The organism is Rhizobium sp. AN5, assembly GCF_900215255.1.
Classification (GTDB): domain Bacteria; phylum Pseudomonadota; class Alphaproteobacteria; order Rhizobiales; family Rhizobiaceae; genus Agrobacterium; species Agrobacterium tumefaciens.
This window is the reverse complement of sequence record NZ_OCMJ01000003.1, coordinates 144750-167535: the sequence shown is the minus strand read 5'-3', so window position 1 is coordinate 167535 and position 22786 is coordinate 144750. Positions and strand designations below refer to the sequence as shown.

General features: G+C 58.7%; 19 protein-coding genes. 10 read left to right on the top strand and 9 right to left on the bottom strand.

The window, feature by feature from the left end:
• The first annotated feature begins 3 nt into the window (after positions 1-3).
• The 4 genes from CRP02_RS04220 to CRP02_RS04205 all read left to right on the top strand — a co-directional run bounded on the left by CRP02_RS04220 (position 4) and on the right by CRP02_RS04205 (position 4206).
• Positions 4-1077, top strand: coding sequence for an ABC transporter ATP-binding protein (locus CRP02_RS04220; RefSeq protein WP_097170367.1), 1074 nt, complete (start codon positions 4-6; stop codon positions 1075-1077).
• Between the two features lie 78 nt (positions 1078-1155).
• A complete protein-coding gene (locus CRP02_RS04215; RefSeq protein ID WP_097170366.1) occupies positions 1156-2430 on the top strand; it encodes an extracellular solute-binding protein in 1275 nt (424 codons plus the stop codon).
• Positions 2431-2497: 67 nt separating this feature from the next.
• Entirely contained in the window at positions 2498-3382 is an 885-nt protein-coding gene (locus tag CRP02_RS04210; RefSeq protein ID WP_003517835.1) for a carbohydrate ABC transporter permease, read from the top strand.
• Positions 3379-4206, top strand: coding sequence for a carbohydrate ABC transporter permease (locus CRP02_RS04205; RefSeq protein WP_003517833.1), 828 nt, complete (start codon positions 3379-3381; stop codon positions 4204-4206). Before CRP02_RS04210 ends, CRP02_RS04205 begins: the two co-directional genes overlap by 4 nt.
• A gap of 25 nt (positions 4207-4231) precedes the next feature.
• On the opposite strand, the gene CRP02_RS04200 is transcribed toward CRP02_RS04205, so the two are convergent.
• The 9 genes from CRP02_RS04200 to CRP02_RS04160 all read right to left on the bottom strand — a co-directional run bounded on the left by CRP02_RS04200 (position 4232) and on the right by CRP02_RS04160 (position 13865).
• Positions 4232-4966: an ABC transporter ATP-binding protein gene (locus CRP02_RS04200; protein ID WP_013761384.1), complete on the bottom strand. Its 735-nt coding sequence runs from the start codon at positions 4964-4966 to the stop codon at positions 4232-4234.
• A complete protein-coding gene (locus CRP02_RS04195) occupies positions 4963-5832 on the bottom strand; it encodes an ABC transporter permease (protein ID WP_097170365.1) in 870 nt (289 codons plus the stop codon). Before CRP02_RS04195 ends, CRP02_RS04200 begins: the two co-directional genes overlap by 4 nt.
• Positions 5829-6824, bottom strand: a complete 996-nt coding sequence (locus CRP02_RS04190) for an aliphatic sulfonate ABC transporter substrate-binding protein (protein WP_097170364.1) — start codon at positions 6822-6824, stop codon at positions 5829-5831. Before CRP02_RS04190 ends, CRP02_RS04195 begins: the two co-directional genes overlap by 4 nt.
• 149 nt (positions 6825-6973) lie before the next feature.
• The gene (locus tag CRP02_RS04185; RefSeq protein WP_097170363.1) at positions 6974-8302 is read right to left on the bottom strand and encodes an LLM class flavin-dependent oxidoreductase; all 1329 of its coding nucleotides are present in this window, start codon (positions 8300-8302) and stop codon (positions 6974-6976) included.
• Positions 8303-8760: 458 nt separating this feature from the next.
• Positions 8761-9882, bottom strand: a complete 1122-nt coding sequence (locus CRP02_RS04180; protein WP_097171237.1) for a sn-glycerol-3-phosphate import ATP-binding protein UgpC — start codon at positions 9880-9882, stop codon at positions 8761-8763.
• Between the two features lie 41 nt (positions 9883-9923).
• Positions 9924-10811, bottom strand: a complete 888-nt coding sequence (locus CRP02_RS04175) for an ABC transporter permease subunit (protein WP_003517820.1) — start codon at positions 10809-10811, stop codon at positions 9924-9926.
• A gap of 10 nt (positions 10812-10821) precedes the next feature.
• Entirely contained in the window at positions 10822-11712 is an 891-nt protein-coding gene (locus CRP02_RS04170) for a carbohydrate ABC transporter permease (protein ID WP_003517818.1), read from the bottom strand.
• Positions 11713-11787: 75 nt separating this feature from the next.
• Positions 11788-13131: an extracellular solute-binding protein gene (locus tag CRP02_RS04165; protein ID WP_097170362.1), complete on the bottom strand. Its 1344-nt coding sequence runs from the start codon at positions 13129-13131 to the stop codon at positions 11788-11790.
• A gap of 260 nt (positions 13132-13391) precedes the next feature.
• A complete protein-coding gene (locus tag CRP02_RS04160) occupies positions 13392-13865 on the bottom strand; it encodes a VOC family protein (RefSeq protein WP_097170361.1) in 474 nt (157 codons plus the stop codon).
• Positions 13866-14197: 332 nt separating this feature from the next.
• Between CRP02_RS04160 and CRP02_RS04155 the strand changes: the two genes are divergently transcribed.
• The 6 genes from CRP02_RS04155 to CRP02_RS04130 all read left to right on the top strand — a co-directional run bounded on the left by CRP02_RS04155 (position 14198) and on the right by CRP02_RS04130 (position 22733).
• Positions 14198-15982, top strand: a complete 1785-nt coding sequence (locus tag CRP02_RS04155; protein ID WP_097170360.1) for a methyl-accepting chemotaxis protein — start codon at positions 14198-14200, stop codon at positions 15980-15982.
• A gap of 196 nt (positions 15983-16178) precedes the next feature.
• Positions 16179-17072 carry a transglycosylase SLT domain-containing protein gene (locus tag CRP02_RS04150; protein WP_097170359.1) on the top strand — a complete coding sequence of 298 codons (894 nt, stop codon included), beginning with the start codon at positions 16179-16181 and terminating at the stop codon, positions 17070-17072.
• Positions 17073-17219: 147 nt separating this feature from the next.
• Complete coding sequence (locus CRP02_RS04145) at positions 17220-17633, top strand: hypothetical protein (protein ID WP_097170358.1); 414 nt, start codon at positions 17220-17222, stop codon at positions 17631-17633.
• A 109-nt stretch (positions 17634-17742) separates the two neighbouring features.
• Positions 17743-19617, top strand: a complete 1875-nt coding sequence (locus tag CRP02_RS04140; RefSeq protein ID WP_097170357.1) for a sigma-54-dependent Fis family transcriptional regulator — start codon at positions 17743-17745, stop codon at positions 19615-19617.
• A gap of 176 nt (positions 19618-19793) precedes the next feature.
• Positions 19794-20867: a 2,3-butanediol dehydrogenase gene (locus CRP02_RS04135; RefSeq protein WP_097100285.1), complete on the top strand. Its 1074-nt coding sequence runs from the start codon at positions 19794-19796 to the stop codon at positions 20865-20867.
• A gap of 66 nt (positions 20868-20933) precedes the next feature.
• Positions 20934-22733, top strand: coding sequence for an NAD(P)/FAD-dependent oxidoreductase (locus CRP02_RS04130; protein WP_097170356.1), 1800 nt, complete (start codon positions 20934-20936; stop codon positions 22731-22733).
• Positions 22734-22786 lie beyond the last annotated feature (53 nt).

Sequence of the window (22786 nt, the reverse complement as noted above, 5' to 3'; positions counted from 1 at the left end):
GTGATGGGTGTCCGTCTCAGCAATATCGCCAAGTCCTTCGGCTCCTTTGCAGCCATCCGGGACGTTTCGATGGAGATTCCGACGGGCAGCTTCGCGGTTTTCGTGGGGCCATCCGGTTGCGGAAAATCCACCCTGTTGCGCATGATCGCCGGTCTTGAGGAAACCAGCGGCGGTCACATCGCGATCGACGAGCGCGACGTCACCGCTGTCGAGCCGGCGGATCGCGGCGTTGCCATGGTCTTCCAGAATTATGCGCTTTACCCGCATCTGACGGTGTTCGAGAACATGGCTTTCAGCTTGCGTCTCGCCCGCCGGCCGAAAGCGGAGGTGAATGAGAGGGTGGGGGAAGCTGCCCGCATCCTCCAGCTCGAGGACAATCTGCACAAAAAGCCATCGCAGCTTTCCGGCGGCCAGAGGCAGCGCGTTGCCATCGGCCGCGCGATCGTGCGACAGCCGAAGGTGTTCCTCTTCGATGAACCCCTGTCGAACCTGGATGCGGAACTGCGCGTGCAGATGCGGCTGGAACTGACCCGGCTTCACCGCAAGCTCGGCGCCACGATGATTTACGTCACGCATGACCAGGTGGAGGCCATGACGCTTGCGGACAAGATTTTCGTGCTGAAGGGCGGCATCGTGCAACAGGCCGGCGCACCGCTCACCCTTTACGACGATCCGGACAATCGTTTCGTCGCTGGCTTCATCGGATCGCCCGCGATGAATTTCCTTGCCGCCGACATCGTCGGGCAGCGGGACGGTATCGTGACGCTTACGCCTGAAGGTGGTGAAAAGCACCTCGAAGCCCGGCTTTCGCATCCGGTTTCCTCCGGTCAGCGGGTCGAAATCGGCATAAGGCCCGAGCATCTGGTGATCACGCAAGAGGGTGCTTTGCCGGTTAATGTCGAGGTAGCGGAGGAGCTTGGCGACCTTTCCTATCTCTATACCCGAACGCGTGCCGGGAAAGAACTTGTCGTGCAGCGGCAGGGCTCGCGCGAGCGGCTGGATGGCCGGTCCGCCTCACTGAGCGCTTCGCCCGATCACATCATGGTTTTCGGCAGCGACGGCAAAAGGTTGCGATAGGCGCGAGGAGGCGCCTTTCGATGCAGCAGCAGACCGCCCCTTGAACGGGGTGTTTCCAACAAACGGGAGGAGTGAACGATGCGACTGATCAAGACATTGCTTGTTGGTACGGTTCTGGGCCTGAGCGCCCTGCCGGCACTGGCGAAGCAGGATATCGTCTGGTGGGACTTCCTGTCGGGCGGCGACGGCGTGCGTATGAAAGCGCGGATTGCTGCCTTCAACAAGGAACATCCTGACATTCAGATCAAGGGAACGACGCTCGAATGGGGCGTTCCGTTCTATACCAAGGTGCGCACGGCGTCCGCCGTGGGTGAGGGACCCGATGTCATGACCTATCACCTGTCGCGCGCGCCGCTCGGCCTTGATGAAAAAGTATTGAGCGAAATTACCACAAAAGACCTTGATGATGCCGGGTTGAAGACCAGCGACTTCTTCAGCGCACCCGTCGAGGCAGCAACCCATGACGGCAAGCTTTATGCGGTGCCGTTCGATATCCATGCCCTCATTCTGTATTACAACGCCGACCTTCTGAAAGGGTCTCCCTATCTCGATGCCGAGGGTAAGTTGACCGGTATCAAGACGATGGAGGATTTCGAAAAGGCGCTGGCCTGGGCGAAGGACAAGGGCGTTCAGACGCCGGTCACCTATCAGTCGGGTGGCGAAGCCGGTGTCTGGCGCGTCTTTTATACACTGTTCTCGCAACAGGGCGGCGAGCTGGTTAGCAATAACGAGGTGCTTGCCGGCGACAATGCCGAAAAGGCTGCCAAAGCGATCGATACTATGTCGAAATGGCGGGAAAACGGATGGGCGCCCGAGCAGGCGGAATATCCGGCGTCTGTTGCTCTCTTCTCCGCTGGCAAATCCGCCTTCCAGCTTAATGGCGTCTGGGAAGTGCCGACCTACAAGGATCTGGAAAAGAACGGCAAGCTCGGCTTCAAATGGAGCGCTGTGGAAGTTCCGCCTTTCATGGGCAAGCGCGCCACCTGGGCGGATTCGCACGCCTTTGCGATCCCCAACCAGGGTGACAAGACCGTTTCCGGCGAGAAACGCGCCGCTGTCATGACGGTTATTGGCTGGATGGAAAAACACGCCATCAGCTGGGCCGATGCGGGGCATATTCCGGCCTATAAATCGATCACCGAAAGCAGCGAATACAAGGCGATGCAGCCGAATGCCACATATGCCTCGCTGGCTGAGGCGGCAGTGTTCGATCCGAAGACCACGATTACCGGAGTTGCCTCACCCGCTTACGATGCGGCGCTTAATATCATCGCTCCGGCCATCCAGGGCTACATGAGCGGCGCGGATGCGGTCGAGCAGATCAAGTCCGAGCTTCAGGGCAAGCTCAAGTAATCCGTGACTGCCCTCTGGCTGTCAGCCGGAGGGCAGCGTGCAATGCGGGAGGTCCCGGAGGCATTCCATGGCTATGATTGAAAACCGGCGCAAGAAGTCGCTGATCGCACTGTCGATGGTGACGCCATTCATCGTGGTCTTTGCCACGTTCTTTCTTTACCCCCTGATCGAGATGATACGCATCAGCTTCACGGATGCGCCGCTGATCGGCGACGGCAACTGGGTCGGCCTGCAGAACTACATAAAATTGTTGAGCGACCGCCTGTTCGTCACCTCACTCAAGAATAACGGCTATTTCGTGCTGCTGACGGTGGTGCCAACAACGGTCATCGCCCTGTTGATTGCGCTTGCGGTCAGCCGATTGTCCGGCATCAAGCAGACAATCGCCATGAGCCTGTTTTTCCTGCCTTATGTCCTGCCGGTTTCGGTCGTCACCGAAATCTGGGCTTGGATGCTCGATCTGCAGTTCGGCATTCTCCAACCGGTCATTTCGTTGCTGGCGGGCAAACCCGTCGCGGTTTTCAAGAACCCCAATTGGGTCATGCCGATGGTCGCCGTCGTCACGATCTGGTGGACGAACGGTTTTAACGTGCTGCTCTTCATTGCCGGGTTGCGAAACATTCCGACCGAGCTTTATGAGGCCGCAGCCCTTGATGGCGCAACGACATGGCAAAAGTTCCGGCGCGTCACATGGCCGCTTCTGTGGCCGGTCACCGCGCTGATCCTGACGCTGCAATTGATCCTGCAACTGAAGATATTCGACCAGATCTACCTCTTGAGCGGCGGCGGACCCTTCAATTCCAGTTTCGTGCTTCTCCTTAAGGTCTACCGGGAGGCCTTCCAGATGAACAATGGCGGTTATGCATCGGCCGTGGCGACCGTGCTCTTCCTGTTGATCGTCATCGTATCCGTTCTCCAGTTCCAGTTGCTGCGCATCCGGAGGAATTCATGAGCCTGACCAAAAGACTAGAGAACGTCGTCCTGACGCTGCTGACATTTTCGGCAGCACTGGTATGGATTTTCCCGCTTTACTGGGGGTTTGTGACGTCGTTGCGCTCGGACGAGAATGTTGCGGGCAACACGTCGCTACTGCCGGATGAGTTCCAGCTTGGTGCCTATGTGAACGCCATCTTCAATACGCGGCTGTTGACCTGGTATGTGAACTCCATCGGCACCGCCGCGATCGTCACGGTCTCTGTGCTCATCATTTCGATGTTATGCGCCTATGCGCTGTCGCAGATACGCTTTCCGGGACGGCGACTGCTCTATGGCATCGTGCTCGCAAGTTTCATGGTGCCGGCGCAGACGCTTGTCGTGACACAGTTCATCCTGATGAAGAACCTCAACCTCATCAATACCTGGGCGGGCATCATCCTGCCGCAGCTGATCACGCCAATCGTCATCATCGTCTACAAGCAGTTCTTCGACAGCGTGCCCAAGGAGATGCGGGAGGCGGTGGTTCTGGATGGCGGCGGCGAATACACGATCCTGTTCAAGGTGTTTCTGCCGCTGAACTGGGGCATTACGACCGCCATGGCGATCGTGACCTTCATTACGGTGTGGAACGCCTTCTTCTGGCCTTTCCTCGTGATCACGTCCGAAAACATGATGACGATCCCCGTCGGCATCACGCAGGTCAACGACACCTTCGGCATCGTTTATGCACGCCTGATGGCGATTGCCATGCTGGCGGCGCTGCCGGTCATCGTCGCCTACGTCATCTTCCAGCGGCGCGTGACGGAAGCCATCATGATTTCGTCCGGCGTGAAGGGGTGAGGGCGGCGAAAGATGCCGGTGCCGGTCAGATGACGTGGGCGTTGTGCAGGGCAGTCAGCACCTCGTTCTTGAGGGTGGCGAGTTGCGGCGACCTTCTGTCGCGCGGGCGCGGCTCGTCCACTTCTATCCGCTGCTGGATACGGCCGTCATGGGCACCCATCATGTAAATGCGGTCACCGAGATAAAGCGCCTCGTCAATATCGTGGGTGACGAGCAGGAAGGAAATGCCGCGCTGTTCGACGAGTTTCAGGACAAGGTCCTGCAATTTCATCCGCGTGAAAGCATCGACCGCGCTGAAGGGTTCGTCGAGCAGCAAGATGCGCGGCCGGGTATAGAGCGCTCTTGCTATGGCGACACGCTGCGCCATGCCGCCTGAAAGGGCTTTCGGTAACGCGCTGCCATGGCCGCTCAAGCCCACATCGTTGATCAGTCCTTCTACCCGCTCGACATCATATTTCTTGCCGGCCGCATAACCGATGTTTTCGGCAACTGTCAGCCATGGCATCAGGCGGGGTTCCTGAAAGACAAAGGCAATGGGCGGTGAGTCCGATGCCTGAACTTCCTTTGCCTGCTGAACCTTCACAGCGCCTGAGAAATGCCGGTCGAGGCCGGCGGCGATGCGCAGTAAGGTGCTTTTCCCGCACCCACTTGGCCCGAGAAGAACCGCCGCTTCACCATCGCCGAGCGTTAGGTGAATATCCTGAAGGACAACCGTGTCTCCGAAGGCTTTTTCGCGAACATCGACATTGAGCAAACTCATCGCAGGCGCCCTCCTTGATGAAGGGGATAAGTGTCGCGCCATCTGAGGCAACGTTCCTCGACTATCTTGAAGAGGCTGTCGGAAATCTTGCCGAGGACGGCAAGGCAGATAATCGCTATCATCACCAGATCGGGTCGGGAGAGTTCCCGCCCATCGGAAAGCATGTAGCCGATGCCCTCGGAAGCCGCCAGAAGTTCCGCTGCGACAACGCTCAGCCAGGCCAGCGACAGGCCGTAACGCAGACCGGTGAACAGATGTGGCAAAGAAGCGGGAATGAAAATCCGCCAAACCAGCACCGGCAGCGGCTGGCGATACATCTCGCCCACTTCCACCAGCTTGCGGTCGACATTCCTGATGCCGGAGAAGAGGTTGAGATAAACAGGGAAAAACGCGCTTTTGGCGATCAGCACGATTTTCGAGGTTTCGCCAATGCCGAACCAGATCATCAGCAGCGGCACCCAGGCGAGGCTCGGAACCGCGCGTAGCGCCTGAAACGTCGGCTCAAGATAACGCTCGGCGGCAACGACCAGCCCGACCAGCGAACCGACGACGATTGCAAGAAGGGAGCCAATGACGAAGCCGACGAAGACGCGGGCGGTACTGGCCGCTACATTCGTCCACAAAGGACCCTCGGCGAGCCTTAAAAACGTGTCATAAAGCTCGGAGGGCGGCGGCAGCACATAGGGGCTTACCCAGCCCACGCGCACAAAGAATTCCAGCAGCAACAATGAGCCGACCGGCACGATCGCGCCGCGCAGGTCGAACCGCCCAAGGAAATTCCCCACTCTTTGCACGAACGGCAGTCGGGAAGGGAGTTGTTTCGCAGTCTGGTTCACGCGCTGAAATTCGCGCGGATGGGAATTCATGCTCCCAGCGCCTTTTTTGCCGGTGCCGGATCGATCAGCGACGAAAGGACGTTGTCGACATTGACACCAGGACGCAGCACATCGTCGCCGAGCAACGGGGTCACGATACGGATCGAGTTCAGCAGTTCCTCGCCCGGAACAGGATCCTTCCAGTCGCGCTTTTCTATCGTCAGCTTGGTGATCTGGGGATCGTTGCCGGTGACCTTCGTGACGAAATCGATGAATTCGCCGTTGTTTTCACGGATCCATCTTTGTGTCTCGACCCAGACGCCGAGGAGGCGTTCGACCGCTTTCGGGTATTTCGCCAGAAACTCCTCGGAAACGCTGAAGACGCTGCCGTCGCGCCAGCTACGCTCATCGAAAATCGCCCTGTCACCGGCAAGTTCTGCCTGAGAGGTATGCGGATCGATGCCGACCCACGCATCAACCTGTCCCTGCTGAAGCGCATTGAAGCCTTCCGGATGCTGGAGATTCACGACCTTGAGGTCATCGATCGACAGCTTGTTTTGGGCAAGGGCGCGCAGGAGAGTGAAATAGGGCGCGGTACCCTTGGTGACCGCAATGGTTTTGCCCTTGAGATCGGCGACGGTCTTGACAGGCGAATCCGGGCGAACCTGTATGATGGAAGAACCGCCCCAGCTTGCCACATAGATCACCTTCAGCGGCACGCCGTTGGCGCGGGCCAGAAACGCGGAAAGTGCTGCCGAACCGGCAAAATCCGTCGAGCCGACCTTCAGGAATTCGAGCGAATTGTTGCTTCCACGGGATTGTACCCAGGTGATCTTGGTGCCGACATCCTTGAACGCTTCCTCAAGCCAGCCCTTGTTCTTTATCAACAGCGTGTGTGAGGAGTAAAATCCCCAATCCAGCTTCAGCTCAGCGGGAAACTCCTGTGAGCTCTGGGCCAGCGCGCTGCCCGTGGCAAAGGGTGCTGCGAGAGCCCCGGCAATGCTGAGTTTCAGGATCTGGCGGCGAGAATGTTCAGCCTTCATAATAGTGCACCTAATTTATGTAATTTGTGTATTTAAAAGGTATGGGCCAGCGTTTATGAGGTCAATCCAGCCTTCTGGAACCTCATGCCAAACTTCCGGGCGGGCGTGGAAAATCTCCCTACCGCTGGCCGGATCGGCGCGACGGCGCGTTATTCAGGGAAAAACCGATTGGCCGGACGTTGCAAGCCGAGATGATCGCGCAATGTCGTTCCCTCATAGTCCTTTCGGAACAGGCCGCGTCTTTGCAGTTCCGGCACAAGCAGGGTGGTGAAATCGTCAAGTCCGGCAGGCAGGAACGGGAAGGTGACATTGAAGCCATCCGACCCCTCTTCGTATAGCCATCGTTCCATCTCGTCGGCGATGGTTTTTGCCGTGCCGACAAATGCGAGACCCCCATAGCCACCCAGCCGCTGCGCCAGCTGGCGCACCGTCAGTCCCTCGCTCCTTGCAAGTTCGATGACCCTCTCGCGGCTGGATTTGCTTGCATTGGTTTCGGGAATGTCAGGCAAGGGGCCATCGGGATCGAAACTCGAAGCATCGTGGCCGAGCGCAATCGAAAGCGAAGCTATCGCGCTTTCATAATGGACGAGGCTGTCGAGCCTGGCGCGTTTGGCCTTGGCTTCTTCCACGCTATCGCCGACCAGAACGAAAGCGCCCGGCAGGATGACAATGCCGTCGCGGGAACGGCCTGCCGCAACGGTCCTGTCCTTGACGTCCTTGTAGAACGCTTTTCCCGCCGCAAGTGTGGGTGTTGCCGTAAAAACGACCTCGGCAGTTTCGGCTGCAAGCTGGCGCCCCGGCTCTGAAGCCCCGGCCTGAACGATGACGGGCCAGCCCTGCACCGGACGCGCTATATTGAGCGGACCGCGCACGGAAAATTCCGGTCCCTTGTGATTGAGCACATGCATTTTTTCAGGGTCGAAGAACAACCCGCTATCGACATCCCGGAGAAAGGCACCATCGGAAAAGGAATCCCACAGCCCGGTGACGACGTCGTAAAATTCCCGCGCTCTTCCATAACGCTCCGTATGGTCAGGCTGTTCGTCCCGGCCGAAATTAAGCGCCGCATCCGGATTTGCCGTGGTGACGATGTTCCAGCCGGCGCGACCATTGCTGAGGTGATCGAGTGAGGCGAAACGCCGGGCTACGTGGTAGGGCTCATCGAATGTGGTGGAGGCGGTGGCAACCAGCCCGATGCGGGAGGTGACGGCGGCGAGCGCCGAAAGCAGGGTGAAGGGTTCGAAAGACGTGACGGTATGGCTGCGGCGCAGAGCTTCCGTCGGCATGTTCAGCACCGCCAGATGATCGGCCATGAAAAATGCATCGAATTTCGCGGCTTCAAGCTGTTGCGCAAATCGCGCCAGATGGCCGAAATTGAAGTTCGCGTCCGGGAAAGATCCGGGATAACGCCACGCACCCGTGTGAAGACTGACGGGCCGCATGAAGGCGCCGAGATGCAGTTTGCGATCGTTTGCCATTGGGCTTCACTCTTTCGTTGAAGTTTTGACCCGAGCGTTTTGTCTGTCGGCCGCCAAGGATCGAAGACCGGCTCGGTCCTCATCGCGACGATAGCCTTGCTGGCGGCTCGGTGCGGCAAAGACTATTGCGATTATGATTTCCAAACCGAAAGATTTTTCCTGAAATCATTCATTTCGCAAGATCGCTTTGCCTGCAACGGGTTTGCCTCATCGTGTTGACCGTAATATCCGGCAGGCGATGTGCTTCACGTGGTGATCGCCACGCGAATTTCGACGTATTTCGCGCAACGATTCTAATGAAAAAAATGGCGTAAATTCAAAATATTGGTCGATATAGCTAATGTATTGGATACTTTCGAAAGCGTAGTTCGAGATCAAAAAAAACGTCGTTTGGAGATCCGGCGTGGTTGGGACACCCCCAAACCGCGCCGGACTGATCCGTGCTCAAACGTCCGCCATCAAACCGCCAGCAGCTTTTCGTTGCCGATGCGGGTTGTCTCGATGACGCCCTCGGTTTCGATGCGCTTGCCGGTGGCCGGATCGAAAAAGTGAAGGTGGGCGGGGGGCAGTTCGAAGTGGATACGCTGGCCGGGTTTGACCAACAGATCTTCGCCGATGGCTGCAGAGAAAGTTTCGCCGGCGATTTCCGCATGTACGATGCGGCCGGAGCCCAGCTCTTCTACAAAGTCCACGGTTGCGGGCACGCCCGCACCCTCGGTGCTGACCAGGCATTGTTCAGGGCGAATGCCGACTGTCACGTCGCGCCCGCGCAGCTCCAGCGCGGTTTCGGGGAAGAGTTTCACCGGCTGGCCGCCCAGCATGACGGATGGAGATTCGACCTCCACCCGCGTGTTGAACAGGTTCATCGCCGGTGAGCCGATGAAGGAGGCTACGAAGGTGCTGGCGGGGCGGTGATAGATATCGAGTGGATGACCGACCTGCTCCACATTGCCCTTGTTCATCACCACCAGCCTGTCGGCCAGCGTCATGGCTTCCACCTGATCATGGGTGACGAAGACGGAGGTGGCCGACAGGCGCTGGTGCAGTTTGCGGATTTCGGCGCGCATCGTCACACGCAGCTTGGCATCGAGGTTGGACAGCGGTTCATCGAACAGGAATACCTGCGGTTCGCGGATGATTGCGCGAGCCATGGCCACGCGCTGGCGCTGGCCACCGGAAAGGGCGGCCGGCTTGCGTTCGAGATAGTCCGAAAGGCCAACGATCTTTGCCGTTTCCTCGATGCGGCGCAGGCGCTCAGCCTTGGGAACGCCTGCGACCTTCAGCGCATAACCTATATTGCCAGATACCGTCATATGCGGATAAAGCGCGTAGTTCTGGAACACCATGGCGCAACCGCGCTCGCGCGGCTCCAGCGTGTTGACGACGCGCCCGCCAATGGCGATTTCACCTGACGTGATGTCCTCCAGCCCGGCGATCATTCGCAGAAGTGTGGACTTGCCGCAGCCCGAGGGGCCTAGGATGACGACGAATTCGCCGGTTTCGAAAGTGAGATCCACGCCGTGCAGGGTCGGGGTCTTGCCATAGGATTTGCGGACCTGCCGAATATCGATCTGAGCCATGATATTAAGAACCTTGTTGTTGAGAGCCACGCGTCGCGTCGTCACTTGTCGGATGACACGAGACCGCGCACGAACCAGCGTTGCAGGAACGCCACGACGAGAAGCGGCGGCATGATGATGATGAGGGAACCGGCAAGTGTGACGTTCCAGTCCGGCGTGCCGTCCTCGGAGGGCAAAAGCGCACGCAACGACATCATCACCGTCTTGTAGGAGGGGTCGGTGACCATCAGCAGTGGCCACAGATACTGGTTCCACGAGGAGACGAAGAGAATGGTGGTGAGGGCCAGCATGTTGGTGCGCGAGAGCGGCAGCAGCACGTCGAAAAAGAAACGCACGGGGCCGGAGCCATCCATGCGCGCCGCCTCCGCAAGTTCATCAGGCAGGGTCATGAAAAACTGCCGGTAGAGAAAGGTGCCGGTGGCCGTGGCGACAAGCGGCAGCGACAGGCCCGCATAGGAATTCAGCAGGTTCCATTCGATGTTGACTTCGACACCGCTCACCAGCGCTATGAGGTAACGGAACGGCTGGAACACATCCGCCGCCACGGCATAGGTCGGAACGGCGCGAATTTCGAGCGGCAGCATCAGCGTGATGAAGACGGACCAGAAAAACAGGTGTTTCAGCGGCGAGCGGAAAAACACGATGGCGAAGGCGGTCAGAGCGGAAAGGGCTACCTTGCCCGCAGTGACGAGCGAGGCCATCACCAGGCTGTTGAACATGGCGTTGCCCAGATTGGCGCGGTTCCAGGCGGTGCTGAGATTTTTGAAAAGCTCGCCCTGCGGCATGAAGCTGAAGGGCGTGTGGTTCACCTGTTGCACCGTCTGGCTGGCGCCTGCCAGTACCACGATGAAGGGGCCGATAAGAAGCAGAAGTCCCGCGACCATGACCACGTAGGTAAAGGCGTCGGCATAGGGCGTGCGCTGTATCATCTCTCAGGCCTCACTTGTAATGGACGCGCCGCTCGATGAAGCGGAACTGGATGAAGGTGAAGACCATGATGAGGCCGATGAGGACGATGGTTTGTGCCGAGGCGCCGGAATAGTTCAGCCCTTCGAAGGCCTCGGTAACAATGCGGTAAACCATCACATCGGTGGCGCGGTTGGGGCCGCCTGCCGTCAGCGAATGCACGATGCCGAACGTGTCCTGGCCGACGAAACCCTCGGTCATCATCGTCACCATAAGGAAGAACAGCGTGGGTGCGAGCAACGGCACCTGAATGTCTATGGCGCGGCGGATCGGGCCCGAGCCATCCATCGCCGCAGCCTCCGTCAGCGAACGGGGCACGGATTGCAGGCCGGCAAACAGGAAGATGAAGGTGTAGCCCGCCCATTTCCAGATAAAGATGGCGATGACGAGCGCCAGTGCATGTTCGCCATATTTCGCCGGGTTCCAGATATCTGGCCAGGCGGCGTTGAGTGAAGCGGCCAGCCCGCGTTCCGGCGACAGGATGAAGCGGAAGGCCATGCCTGCGGCGGGACCTGCGATGGCGAAGGGCAGGATATACAGAACCCGGAAAAATCCGGAGCCGGGAAGCTGGCGGTCGACGGAGAGCGCCAGGGTGAGGCCGATGAGGATGGCGACGAAGGGGCCGACGGTCGCGAAGATCAGGCTGACGGTAACGGAATGCCAGTAGAATGGATCAGAGAAGACTTCCTGGAAATTGGCGAAACCAACGAATTCCGCCGCGCCGCCGAAGGGCGGCTGGAGGGTGAAGGCCCAGTTGATCACCGCCGCCACGGGCCAGTAGAAGAACAGGAGGATCAGTGCCAGCTGCGGCAATGCGAACAGCAGCGGCAACCATGTGCTTTTGAAAACGGCGCGCTTTTCCATGAAATATCCGAAACAGAAAATGGCATTAAGGGTTTGCCCGCGCGGACACGGGCAAACCCAGGCGAAAAGAACCGCTTAGTTCAGCTTGGCGCCGGCATAGGTCTTTTCGAAGCGGCGCAGGCCGGCATTCGAGCGCTCGACAGCCTTGTCGAGTTCGGTCTGAATATCGGCGTTCTGCATGAAGATGGCTTCGAGCGAGGTCGAGACTTCCTTGCGGATTTGCGTGAAGCCGCCGAGGCGGATGCCGCGGGTATATTCGGAAGGCGGCGTAAACGTCAGGCTTTCGATTGCCTTTTCACGGCCCTTGTAGGGCGCCTTGTCGTAGAAGCCGTTGGCCTTCATGGCGTCGAAGCCGGTCTTGGTGACCGGGATGTAGCCGGTAACGGTCGACCACCACTCAACCATATCAGGCTGCGCGATGAAGTTCAGGAATGCGGCCGCACCCTTGTATTCAGCCTCCGGACGACCAGCCATTACCCAGAGCGAAGCACCGCCAACCAGCGAGTTGTGGCGCTCGGTGCCCTTCCAGATCGGCAGCATGGCGACGTCCCACTTCACGCCATCAGGCATGGTCTTGCCGACGGTGCCGTGGCCGGCAATCGAGGACATGAACATCTGGCAGGTCTGCGAGGTGAAAGCGGGCAGGATGTCCATACCGAGCTGCTTGGTCTTGACGACGAACAGCTTCTCGTCCTGCATCTTCTTGAAGAATTTGACCTGATCAACGAACTTCGTCTTGTTGATCGTCAGTTCGGCGTCGAGGCCCTGATAACCGTTGCCCTTGGTGGCGATTGGCTGGTTGTGGATGGCAGAGAACTGTTCCATCAGCATCCAGGTGTCGAAATTAAAGGCCAGCGGGCATTCGAAACCGGCCGTCTTCAGCTTCCGGGCGGCTTCTTCAACCTGTTCCCATGTGTCGGGCTTGAAGGTGATGCCGGCTTTTTCGAAAGCGGTGACATTGTAATAGAAGACCGCGGTGGAGGAATTATAGGGGAAGGAGTTCAACTCGCCGTCAGCCGTTGCATAATAATTGGCAATGCCGGGGAAATAGTTGTTCCAGTCGATCTTGTAGCCGTTGTCGGCCATCAGCTTCTTGGCGGGAACGAAAGCCTTGGACAACATCATGTCCAGCGTGCCGGCATCGTAGATCTGGGTGATGGCGGGCTGCTTCTTGGCGCGGTAGGCGGCAATGGTGTTCTGCAGCGTGGCATCGTAGTCGTTCTGCGACGTGCAGACGATTTCGAATTCAGCCTGGGAGTCGTTGAACTTCTTGCAGGTTTCCTGAACGCGGTCGCCGAGATCGCCGGAAAGGCCGTGCCAGAATTCGAACTTGGTCTTTTCTGCGTGGGCAGCCGTGGCGCCCAAGGCGGCGGCAATGGCAACGCCTGCCACGAAAGAGGTCAGAGCGGAAGATTTCATAAGTTGAGCCCCGTTGATGGAGTAATGGCATGACCGGCGAGGACGTCACGTCCCCAACACGAAGCCACGGGCTCTGCTAGCAGCCGTCTTTGACGGATCGCTTACACTTTGTTGAACGTTTTGTGATGAGTGAAGGTACAGGCACGCATATGCGTCCAGGGAAAATCAGATAAACGGGTTTTATCTGATTTTCCGTTGTTTTTCAGTTCTTTACTTGAAATGTCTTTCTTCGCTACTTGTCGCTGAATGACTTGTTAGCATCAACCCCGACGTGCCGCCTCGATGGTGGCGACGTCGATTTTCTTCATATCCATCATTGCCGCGAATGCACGTTTGGCCTCGGCGCCGCCGGCGGACATTGCTTCCATCAGCACCCGCGGGGTGATCTGCCAGGAGATGCCCCATCGGTCCTTGCACCAGCCGCAGGCACTTTCTTCTCCGCCGTTGCCGACGATGGCATTCCAGTATCGGTCCGTCTCTTCCTGATCATCAGTCGAAATCTGGAACGAGAAAGCCTCGGTGTGCTTGAATGTCGGCCCACCGTTGAGGCCGATACAGGAGACGCCTGCCACCGTGAATTCCACCATCAGCACGTCCCCCTCCTTGCCGGAGGGGTAATCGCCCGGCGCCCTATACACGGAATTGACGGTGCTGTCGGGAAAGGTATCGGCATAAAATCTGGCTGCGGCCTCGGCATCCCTATCGTACCAGATGCAGATCATGTTCTTCTTCACGGCGTGTTCCTCCCAAAAGAAAGCCCCATTCGGTAAACAATGTAGCCATGCGCCGATCGTTCCGAAAAGAGGCGGGAAGGCAGCGATATTTGTGAATCACGCCGTTCTGAAGAATAAATATGAAACAATGTCTCTTTGTAACTTGAAGCGCGAGCTTGATCTAATATGCAGATTTTTGCGGCAGGAAGACACGTATTGCCCAAATTTCGCCCGTACAACTAAATCGCGTGATCAACATCAATATTATCCTTAAATATTATTTAATAATGTAATCATATTGTTGGTGAACGATTTTCAGTAGAAACCGTCCAGCTGCCATCGGAGGATCGCGCGTGAGTTTTCTTGATCGTGGTGCCAATGCTTTCGCGGTTCTTGCCGCGCTCTCCAAATCTCAAGCCATCATCGAATTTGATATGGCCGGAAAGATTCTCGCCGCCAATGAGAATTTCTGTCGTGCGCTCGGTTATGAGCTGGCGGAAATAGTCGGCAGACATCACAGCATGTTCGTTGAACCTGAAGTCGTGTCATCGCAGGACTACAAGGCCTTCTGGTCAAAGCTTTCGGCCGGCCAGTTCGATCAGCGGCAGTACAAGCGCATTGGCAAGGGTGGCAGGGAAGTCTGGATCGAGGCCTCCTATAATCCGGTGTATCGTCGCGGCAAGCCGGTGAAAGTGGTCAAGATCGCCACGGATATTACCGAGCGCAAGCTGAAGGCGGCGGAAGATGCGGGCAAGATCGACGCCCTGTCGCGGGCGCAGGCCATCATCGAGTTCTCTCCGAACGGCGAGGTCCTGACGGCCAATGAGAATTTTCTGGCGGCGCTCGGCTATTCGCTCACCGAGGTGCAGGGCAGGCATCATTCGATGTTCTGCGAACCCGCCTACACGCAGTCCCCGCAATATGCGCAATTCTGGAAAAGGCTTGCCGGCGGCGATCTGGTGGCGGATGAATTCATGCGGCTTGGCAAGGGCGGTCGCAAGGTTTTCATTCAGGCCTCCTATAATCCGATCTTCGATTTGTCCGGCAAGGTGTTCAAGGTCGTCAAATTTGCCACCGACGTGACCGGACGTGTTGAAAACGTCGAAAAGCTCGCGCAGTCCCTGACCAATCTGGCTGACGGTGATCTTTCGCAGAGCATCGACAAACCCTTTATCCCCTCGCTTGAAAGATTGCGGTCCGACTTCAACGCAGCCTCGAAAAAGCTCAAGAAGGCCATGACGCTGGTCTCTGAAAATGCCGGCGCCATTTCTTCGGGGTCGAATGAAATAAGGTCTGCGGCCGACGATCTCGCCAGACGTACGGAACAGCAGGCCGCCTCTATCGAGGAGACGGCAGCAGCCCTCGAAGAAATCACCACCACCGTCAATGATTCAAGCCGCCGGGCGGAAGAGGCTGGAAAAATCGTTGGCCGTGCCCGTGACCATGCCGAACATTCAGGTCAGGTTGTGCGCGATGCGATAAGTGCCATGGACCAGATCGAAAAATCGTCGCGTGAGATTTCGAATATCATCGGCGTTATCGACGAGATTGCCTTTCAGACCAATCTTCTTGCGCTGAATGCAGGCGTGGAAGCTGCCCGCGCAGGCGAAGCGGGCAAGGGTTTTGCCGTGGTCGCGCAGGAAGTTCGCGAACTTGCGCAACGCTCGGCGACGGCCGCAAAGGAAATCAAGAGCCTGATCAACGCGTCTGGCACGCAGGTTGAAAACGGCGTTGGCCTTGTCACCAAAGCGGGGTCTGCCTTACAGGAAATCGCGGAACAGGTGCGCGACATCAACACCAATGTCGTAGCGATCGTCGATGCCGCGCGCGAACAGTCCACGGCGCTCGCCGAGATAAATCAGGCGGTCAACACCGTTGACCAGGGAACGCAGCAGAATGCCGCGATGGTTGAGGAGCAGACGGCTGCCAGCCACAGCCTTGCACGGGAAGCGGCAGCGTTGTTTGAGCTTCTGGGGCAATTCCGGTTCGATGACGCATCGCACTCGACATCGTCGTCGCGGAGCGGCTTCGAGCAGCAGGCTACCTTTGCCACTCCGCGCCGCCCGGCATCCCGCCCGCTTGCGGTGCGCGGTTCCGCTGCAGTCGCCGTCGAACATGTGGATTGGCAGGACTTCTAAGCAAACAAGATGGCCTTGCCGACGCGGAAATGCGACCTTCATTCTGGACGCATGGAAGCCCCGGCAAGGCCCAGACCGAAGCTTCCATTGAAGATGAGCCATAGGTCTGGGCATATCTTGCAGAATGCCTGATAATCGGCGCATCGGGCGTGGGATTTGCGGGGAATTTTGCTTGGCGGGGATATCAACACGCTGCGTGGGTCTTGCTCTGTGGTTGCTGGCGCTTGCCAGTGGCACGGCCGGGGCCGAGGAGAAGGCCGATGGCAAAGTGTCCTGCGCCTACACCCATGATGTCGCGCCGGAATTGTGCATCCGTGTCGAAAGATACAATAACGACCTGTGTAACGCCATCGAGGTTCTGGCCGGGCGCCACGCCGTGCCACCGGATTATTTCGCCCGGCTCATCTGGCGGGAAAGCCTGTTCCGGGCCAATGCGGTCAGCCCGAAGGGCGCTGAAGGCATAGCCCAGTTCATGCCTGGAACCGCAAAGCTGCGTGGTCTCAAAGACAGCTTCAACATCATCGCCGCACTCGAGGCCTCTTCCCGGTATCTGTCCGAGCTGAATACGCAGTTTGGCAATTTCGGTCTCGCCGCCGCAGCTTATAATGCGGGCGAGGCGGGATTGCGGAATTTTATCGCAACCGGTCGGCTGCCGACGGAAACCCGGGATTATGTGTTTGCGATAACGGGATATCCGGTTGAGAAATGGAAGGACAATCCGCCGGAAAAGGCGGCCCCGGCATTGGATGAGACCCGAACCTTCATCGATGCCTGCCAGCGTCTGGCCGATACGCGAACGATGAACGATCCCGTCCTCATCTCGTCGGCCGACTGGGCGCCCTGGGGCGTGCAGCTTGCCGCGCATTATAATCCGGCGGTGGCGAACCGGCTTTTTACCCGCGCCATTGGCCAACTATCCGGGCCGCTTAACGCCGAACGGGCTTTGATCGTGCGGCAGCGAGGCGGCAATTTTGGTTCGCGCCCGCGTTATGCCGCCCGCATCGGCCGCGATACACGCGGCCAGGCCAACGAGCTTTGCGGCGAAATCCGCCAGGCCGGCATTCCCTGCACCGTGTTCCGCAACAGATGAGAACACCTGTATGACCCTGTCGATCATAACAAGTTGATCAGCATCTCGGTCGCACCTCCTTTAAGAGCAAAATTATCGAGCCTAGATTGCACCGTTGACGACGGAACGTGTTGGCTGATGGTATTCTGTGAGGGAAGAAAACTGAAAATGAGATGGCTTGAAACGGGGTGTCTGGTCAGCGTGCTGGCTGCTATTTCGGGGTGCGCCACGACCGGGCAGACGGACGCATCGCGAACGGTGGCGAGCCTCGTGGGCCAGCCCCTGGATGCGGCTATCGCCAGACTTGGCCGTCCTAACAAGGTGATCATCGAAAAGGGCGCGACGGAATCCTATTGGCTGAAGGTGGATGTTGAGACCTATGCCGGCCTCTCCAACAAGCGGGAAATCCGCACCGTGGACGGGCAGATGCGGATATCGGAAACGGAAGGCATGAAGATCAAGGAGCATCGCCGCGACTGCATCATCAAGATCACCGCGGATCCCGCTTCCACCATCAAGACCAGCGAAATCATCGGCAATCCGGCCAATTGCGAGAACATTATCAATCGGCCAAACACCTGAGACGGTCGCATTCGCGACTGTTGCATCGCTTCGAACGACTGAGCCACCGTAAGAGGTGGATTGTGGGCGATCTCCTAATATGCGACCATCCGTGCCGGAGGATGCGTGCATGGTGTCGACGCTGTCGCATATACGTGAGATCGAACGTGTCGGCATGGGCGCGGTCAGCCCGCGTGATACGCCGGTCATACAGTCCTGGCTGCGCTGCCTCAATGACTACAAGCTCGATCCAACGATTGCACAGGAAGCCTATATCGTGCCCGAGCTGAAGCTTCGGGAGCATCGCGAGCAGGCCGAGGAGCTGATCCGTATCGGCCGCTCCGGTCTCGAAGCTCTGTTCAACCAGATTGCCGAGCAGAATTACGTCCTGCTGCTGTCGGATGCGCGCGGCGTTACCGTCGATTTCATGGGCGACCCGACCTTCGACAACCAGTTGCGGAGGGCGGGGCTTTACCTTGGCTCGGAATGGTCGGAAAACCGGGCCGGTACCTGCGCCGTTGGCGCCTGCCTCGTTTCCGGCGAGCCGGTGATCATCCATCAGGATGACCATTTCGATACCAGCCATATTGGGCTCACCTGCACTGCTGCGCCCGTCTTCGATACGCTCGGCGATCTCACCGCTGTGCTCGACATTTCCCAGCTGCGCTCGCCGACGGCCAAGGCCAGCCAGCAACTGGCGCTGCATCTCGTTGCCTCCACCGCGCGGCGCATCGAGCTTGCCAATCTCATGACCCGCACCCGCAATGACTGGGTGTTGCGTCTTGCCCGCTCACCTGAGTTCCTTGACGTCGATCCCGATGCGGCGATCGCCCTTGATGGCAGCGGACGTATCACCGGCATGACCCATGGTGGCTTCGGGGCGCTGGCGCGCTCCATGAACATGCACGGCCTTGCCACCCGCGATTTTCTCGGCCAGCCGATTTCCTCGGTCTTCGATATCGATGTGGACGACCTGCCGCGCTTCATGCGCGGGCGGCCGAATGGCGAGCGTCTTTTGCGCGCCCGCAACGGTCTGGTGCTTTTTGCCAGCGCGATCGCGCCCGCCGTCAGCATTCGCGCCCCTATCACGCCTGAGCCACGCCTGCCACGAGCGCTGAGGGACATGAGCAACGGCGATCCGGCGATGGAAAAGGTGCAGGCGCGGGCAGCAAAGCTTGCCGCCCGCGATATTCCCATCCTCATTCAGGGTGAGACGGGCAGCGGCAAGGAATATCTGGCGCGGGCGATCCATGACAGCTGCAACAGCGGCGGTAATTTCGTCGCCGTCAATTGTGCGGCAATCCCGGAGCATCTGATCGAATCCGAATTGTTCGGCTACACGCCCGGTGCCTTCACCGGCGCCAGCCAGAAAGGCAAGCGCGGTCTCATCGAGGAGGCAAGTGGCGGCACTTTGTTCCTGGATGAAATTGGCGACATGCCGCTTTCCCTTCAAAGCCGCCTGCTGCGCGTGCTTTCGGAAAACGAGGTGCAGCCGGTTGGTGCATTGAAGGCCAAGCCAGTGCGTCTGAGAGTACTGTCCGCATCGCACCGCGATCTTGCCGAGCTGGTGAAGGAAGGCCGTTTCCGGCAGGACCTCTATTATCGCCTGAACGCCGCAACGGTGACGCTGCCGGCGCTGCGGGAGCGCGAGGATCTCGGCTGGCTGATCGATCAGTTTCTCCGCCGCATCGAGAAGGAAAACGGCGAGACCTATCTGATCGACAGGGCGGCACGGGCAATTCTGCTTGACCATGACTGGCCGGGCAATCTGCGCGAACTCTTCAATGCACTGCGGGTTGCAGCCGCCCTTTCCGATGGCGGCAAGATCGATCCGGGTTGCCTGCCTGAACACCTCTTTGCCGAAGTCGCCACCGATGATGCATCGCGCGATGACGACGATCTGCGCCGGGCGCTGAAGGACTGCGGCAACAACGTCTCGGCGCTGGCGCGAAGCCTCGGCGTCAACCGCTCCACCATCCACCGCCGTCTCAAACGGCTGAATTGACTGCGTCCGAACCGGTGCGACCATTGCAACACCTGTTGCACGGAACCTGTTGCATTCTGCCGGCGAGCCTCAGTGCTGCATTTGTAACCAATTGAAAATACTTCAAGATATGGCGCAAGCCATTCTGGCATGCCGCTTGCTGATCCTTCTGTGCAAGAACTACAGGAGGAAATGCAATGAAAGCACTGCGCTTTCACGCCGCCAAGGACCTACGCATCGAGGATGTGGATATGCCGCCTGAGCCCGGTCCGGGTGAGGTGCTCGTCGAAAACAAGTTCTGCGGCATCTGCGGCACGGACCTGCACGAATATGCCTATGGCCCGATCTTCGTGCCGAAGGAGCCGCATCCTTTCACCGGCGCGCACGGGCCGCAAATTCTCGGTCATGAATTCGGCGGTGTCGTCAAGGCCGTGGGCGAGGGCGTTAGCCATGTAAAGCCCGGCGAACGGGTATCGATCCAGCCGCTCATCATGCCGCGCCATGGCGACTATTATGCTGATCGCGGTCTTTATCACCTGAGCACAAATCTCGCTCTCGCCGGTCTGTCCTGGCATTCCGGCGGCATGGCGCAGGCCGCTCTTCTTAACGACTATAACGTCCAGCCGATACCCGATGCACTTTCCGATCAGGAAGCGGCCCTCATCGAGCCGACGGCAGTCGCGGTTTATGCCTGCGACCGTGGCGGTGTTACGGCCGGCAGCAGCGTGCTTGTGACCGGTGCCGGGCCGATAGGCATTCTCGTCGCCATGGCGGCGCGTGCTGCCGGTGCTTCGCAGATATTCCTTTCCGATCTCAACGATACGCGTCTGGCACTGGCGCGGGAGGCGCTTGGCGAGGTGCGCACGATCAATCCCAAGACGGAAAAGGTCGGCGATGTCATCCGCGCCGAGACCGAAGGCAATGTCGGCTGCGATGTCGCCATCGAATGCGTCGGCAATGAATATGCGCTGAAGAACTGCGCCGATGCCGTGCGCAAGCAGGGCGTTGTGGTGCAGACCGGCCTCCACCCCGGCGAAAACCCGCTGAACTGGTTCGACGTGACCTTCAAGGACATCGATATCCGCGGCTCCTGGGCCTATCCGACTCACTACTGGCCGCGTGTTGCCCGGCTGATCGCCAGCGGCCAGATCCCGGCGAGCCGGATCGTTACCAAAAACGTCTCACTCAGCGAGGCGGTCACGGAAGGGTTCGATCAGCTGCTCGACCCGGCCGGCAAGCATCTGAAGATCCTGATCGACCTGTCGCGATAGGCCGATTTGAAGTGCGGGGCGGTTGAGGAGCCGTCCCGTTTCCACATTGAGCAGGAGGAGGAATACATGCTCGACAAGACCCCCACCACCCGCCTTCAGGCGCTTCTCGATACGTTCGGGGCAGCACTCGAAGCTGGCCGCATCGATGATGCCGTTAATCTGTTTGCCGAGGATTGCTACTGGCGCGACCTCGTTGCCTTTACCTGGAACATCAAGACCGTTGAAGGTCGCGATCAGGTGCGCGACATGCTGCAGGCGCAGCTTTCGACGGCCAGACCCACAAACTGGCGCATCGCTACCGGCGAGGAGGCGACGGAGGCGGATGGTGTGCTTGAAAGCTGGATCACCTTCGAGACGGCGACAGGGCGTGGCTACGGCCTCGTGCGCTTCAAGAACGGGCAGATATGGACGCTGCTGACGGCGCTTTCCGAACTGAAGGGCCATGAGGAAAAATCGGGCTTCACCCGCCCGCTCGGCGCAAGACATGGCCAAAACCTTGGTGCCAAAACCTGGAAGGAGGAGCGCGAGGAGGAAGCGCGCACGCTCGGTTATGACAAGCAGCCCTATACCGTCATCATCGGCGGTGGACAGGGCGGTATCGCGCTCGGCGCCCGGTTGCGCCAGCTCGGCGTGCCGACGATCATACTCGAAAAGAACGAGCGGCCGGGTGACAGCTGGCGCAAGCGCTACAAGTCGCTCTGCCTGCACGACCCGGTCTGGTACGACCATCTGCCTTACATCGATTTTCCGAAGAACTGGCCGGTTTTTGCCCCCAAGGACAAGATCGGTGACTGGCTCGAATTCTACACCAAGGTAATGGAACTGAACTACTGGACCCGCTCCACTGCCAAATCCGCCAAGTGGGACGAGGCGGCGAAGGAATGGTCGATCGTCGTCGATCGCGACGGCGAGGAAGTCGTGCTCCGGCCAAAGCAACTTGTCTTTGCCACCGGCATGTCCGGCAAGGCCAATATTCCGGATTTCAAGGGGCGCGAGCGCTTCAACGGCGATCAGCACCATTCCTCGCAGCATCCGGGGCCTGATGGGTACAGGGGCAAGAAGGTCGCGGTGATCGGTTCCAACAATTCGGCCCATGATATCTGCGCCGCACTGCACGAAGCGGGCGTCGACGTGACCATGATCCAGCGCTCGACGACCCATATCGTCAAATCCGATACGCTGATGGATATAGGGCTCGGTGCGCTCTATTCCGAACAGGCCCTGGCGAATGGGGTGACGACGGCGAAGGCCGATCTCATCTTCGCGTCGCTGCCTTACCGGATCATGCATGAGTTCCAGATCCCGCTTTACGACAGGATGCGGGAGCGCGACGCCGATTTTTACGCCGCACTGGAAAAAGCCGGGTTCCAGCTAGACTGGGGTGCGGATGGCTCGGGCCTCTTCATGAAGTACCTGCGACGCGGCTCCGGTTATTATATCGATATCGGCGCCTCTCAGCTGATCATCGATGGCAAGGTGAAGCTTGCCGCCGGTCAGGTGGACGAGATCACCGAAAACTCGATCAAACTCGCTGACGGCAAGGAGATCCCTGCTGACGTCATTGTCTATGCGACGGGATATGGTTCGATGAATGGTTGGGTCGCCGATCTTATCGATCAGGAAACCGCAGACAGGGTCGGCAAGGTCTGGGGTCTCGGTTCGGACACGCCGAAAGACCCAGGGCCGTGGGAAGGCGAGCAGCGCAACATGTGGAAGCCGACGCAGCAGGAGGCGCTGTGGTTCCACGGCGGCAACCTGCACCAGTCGCGGCATTATTCTCAATATCTCGCCTTGCAGCTGAAGGCGCGCATGGAGGGGCTTCCTACACCTGTCTATGCATTGCAACCGGTTCACCACACACGCTGACCACGGGTATTTCGATCGATGACGGTAATGCAGAAAGGGGGCGGAACATTCCG

Excerpts from the sequence above, each read along its gene's own strand:
- CRP02_RS04195 (WP_097170365.1), bottom strand. The coding sequence starts at position 5,832 with ATGAATTCCCATCCGCGCGAATTTCAGCGCGTGAACCAGACTGCGAAA.
- CRP02_RS04175 (WP_003517820.1), bottom strand. The coding sequence starts at position 10,811 with ATGATACAGCGCACGCCCTATGCCGACGCCTTTACCTACGTGGTCATG.
- CRP02_RS04170 (WP_003517818.1), bottom strand. The coding sequence starts at position 11,712 with ATGGAAAAGCGCGCCGTTTTCAAAAGCACATGGTTGCCGCTGCTGTTC.
- CRP02_RS04180 (WP_097171237.1), bottom strand. The coding sequence starts at position 9,882 with ATGGCTCAGATCGATATTCGGCAGGTCCGCAAATCCTATGGCAAGACC.
- CRP02_RS04140 (WP_097170357.1), top strand. The coding sequence starts at position 17,743 with ATGGTGTCGACGCTGTCGCATATACGTGAGATCGAACGTGTCGGCATG.
- CRP02_RS04145 (WP_097170358.1), top strand. The coding sequence starts at position 17,220 with ATGAGATGGCTTGAAACGGGGTGTCTGGTCAGCGTGCTGGCTGCTATT.
- CRP02_RS04200 (WP_013761384.1), bottom strand. The coding sequence starts at position 4,966 with ATGAGTTTGCTCAATGTCGATGTTCGCGAAAAAGCCTTCGGAGACACG.
- CRP02_RS04165 (WP_097170362.1), bottom strand. The coding sequence starts at position 13,131 with ATGAAATCTTCCGCTCTGACCTCTTTCGTGGCAGGCGTTGCCATTGCC.
- CRP02_RS04185 (WP_097170363.1), bottom strand. The coding sequence starts at position 8,302 with ATGGCAAACGATCGCAAACTGCATCTCGGCGCCTTCATGCGGCCCGTC.
- CRP02_RS04215 (WP_097170366.1), top strand. The coding sequence starts at position 1,156 with ATGCGACTGATCAAGACATTGCTTGTTGGTACGGTTCTGGGCCTGAGC.
- CRP02_RS04210 (WP_003517835.1), top strand. The coding sequence starts at position 2,498 with ATGGCTATGATTGAAAACCGGCGCAAGAAGTCGCTGATCGCACTGTCG.
- CRP02_RS04220 (WP_097170367.1), top strand. The coding sequence starts at position 4 with ATGGGTGTCCGTCTCAGCAATATCGCCAAGTCCTTCGGCTCCTTTGCA.
- CRP02_RS04130 (WP_097170356.1), top strand. The coding sequence starts at position 20,934 with ATGCTCGACAAGACCCCCACCACCCGCCTTCAGGCGCTTCTCGATACG.
- CRP02_RS04135 (WP_097100285.1), top strand. The coding sequence starts at position 19,794 with ATGAAAGCACTGCGCTTTCACGCCGCCAAGGACCTACGCATCGAGGAT.
- CRP02_RS04205 (WP_003517833.1), top strand. The coding sequence starts at position 3,379 with ATGAGCCTGACCAAAAGACTAGAGAACGTCGTCCTGACGCTGCTGACA.
- CRP02_RS04190 (WP_097170364.1), bottom strand. The coding sequence starts at position 6,824 with ATGAAGGCTGAACATTCTCGCCGCCAGATCCTGAAACTCAGCATTGCC.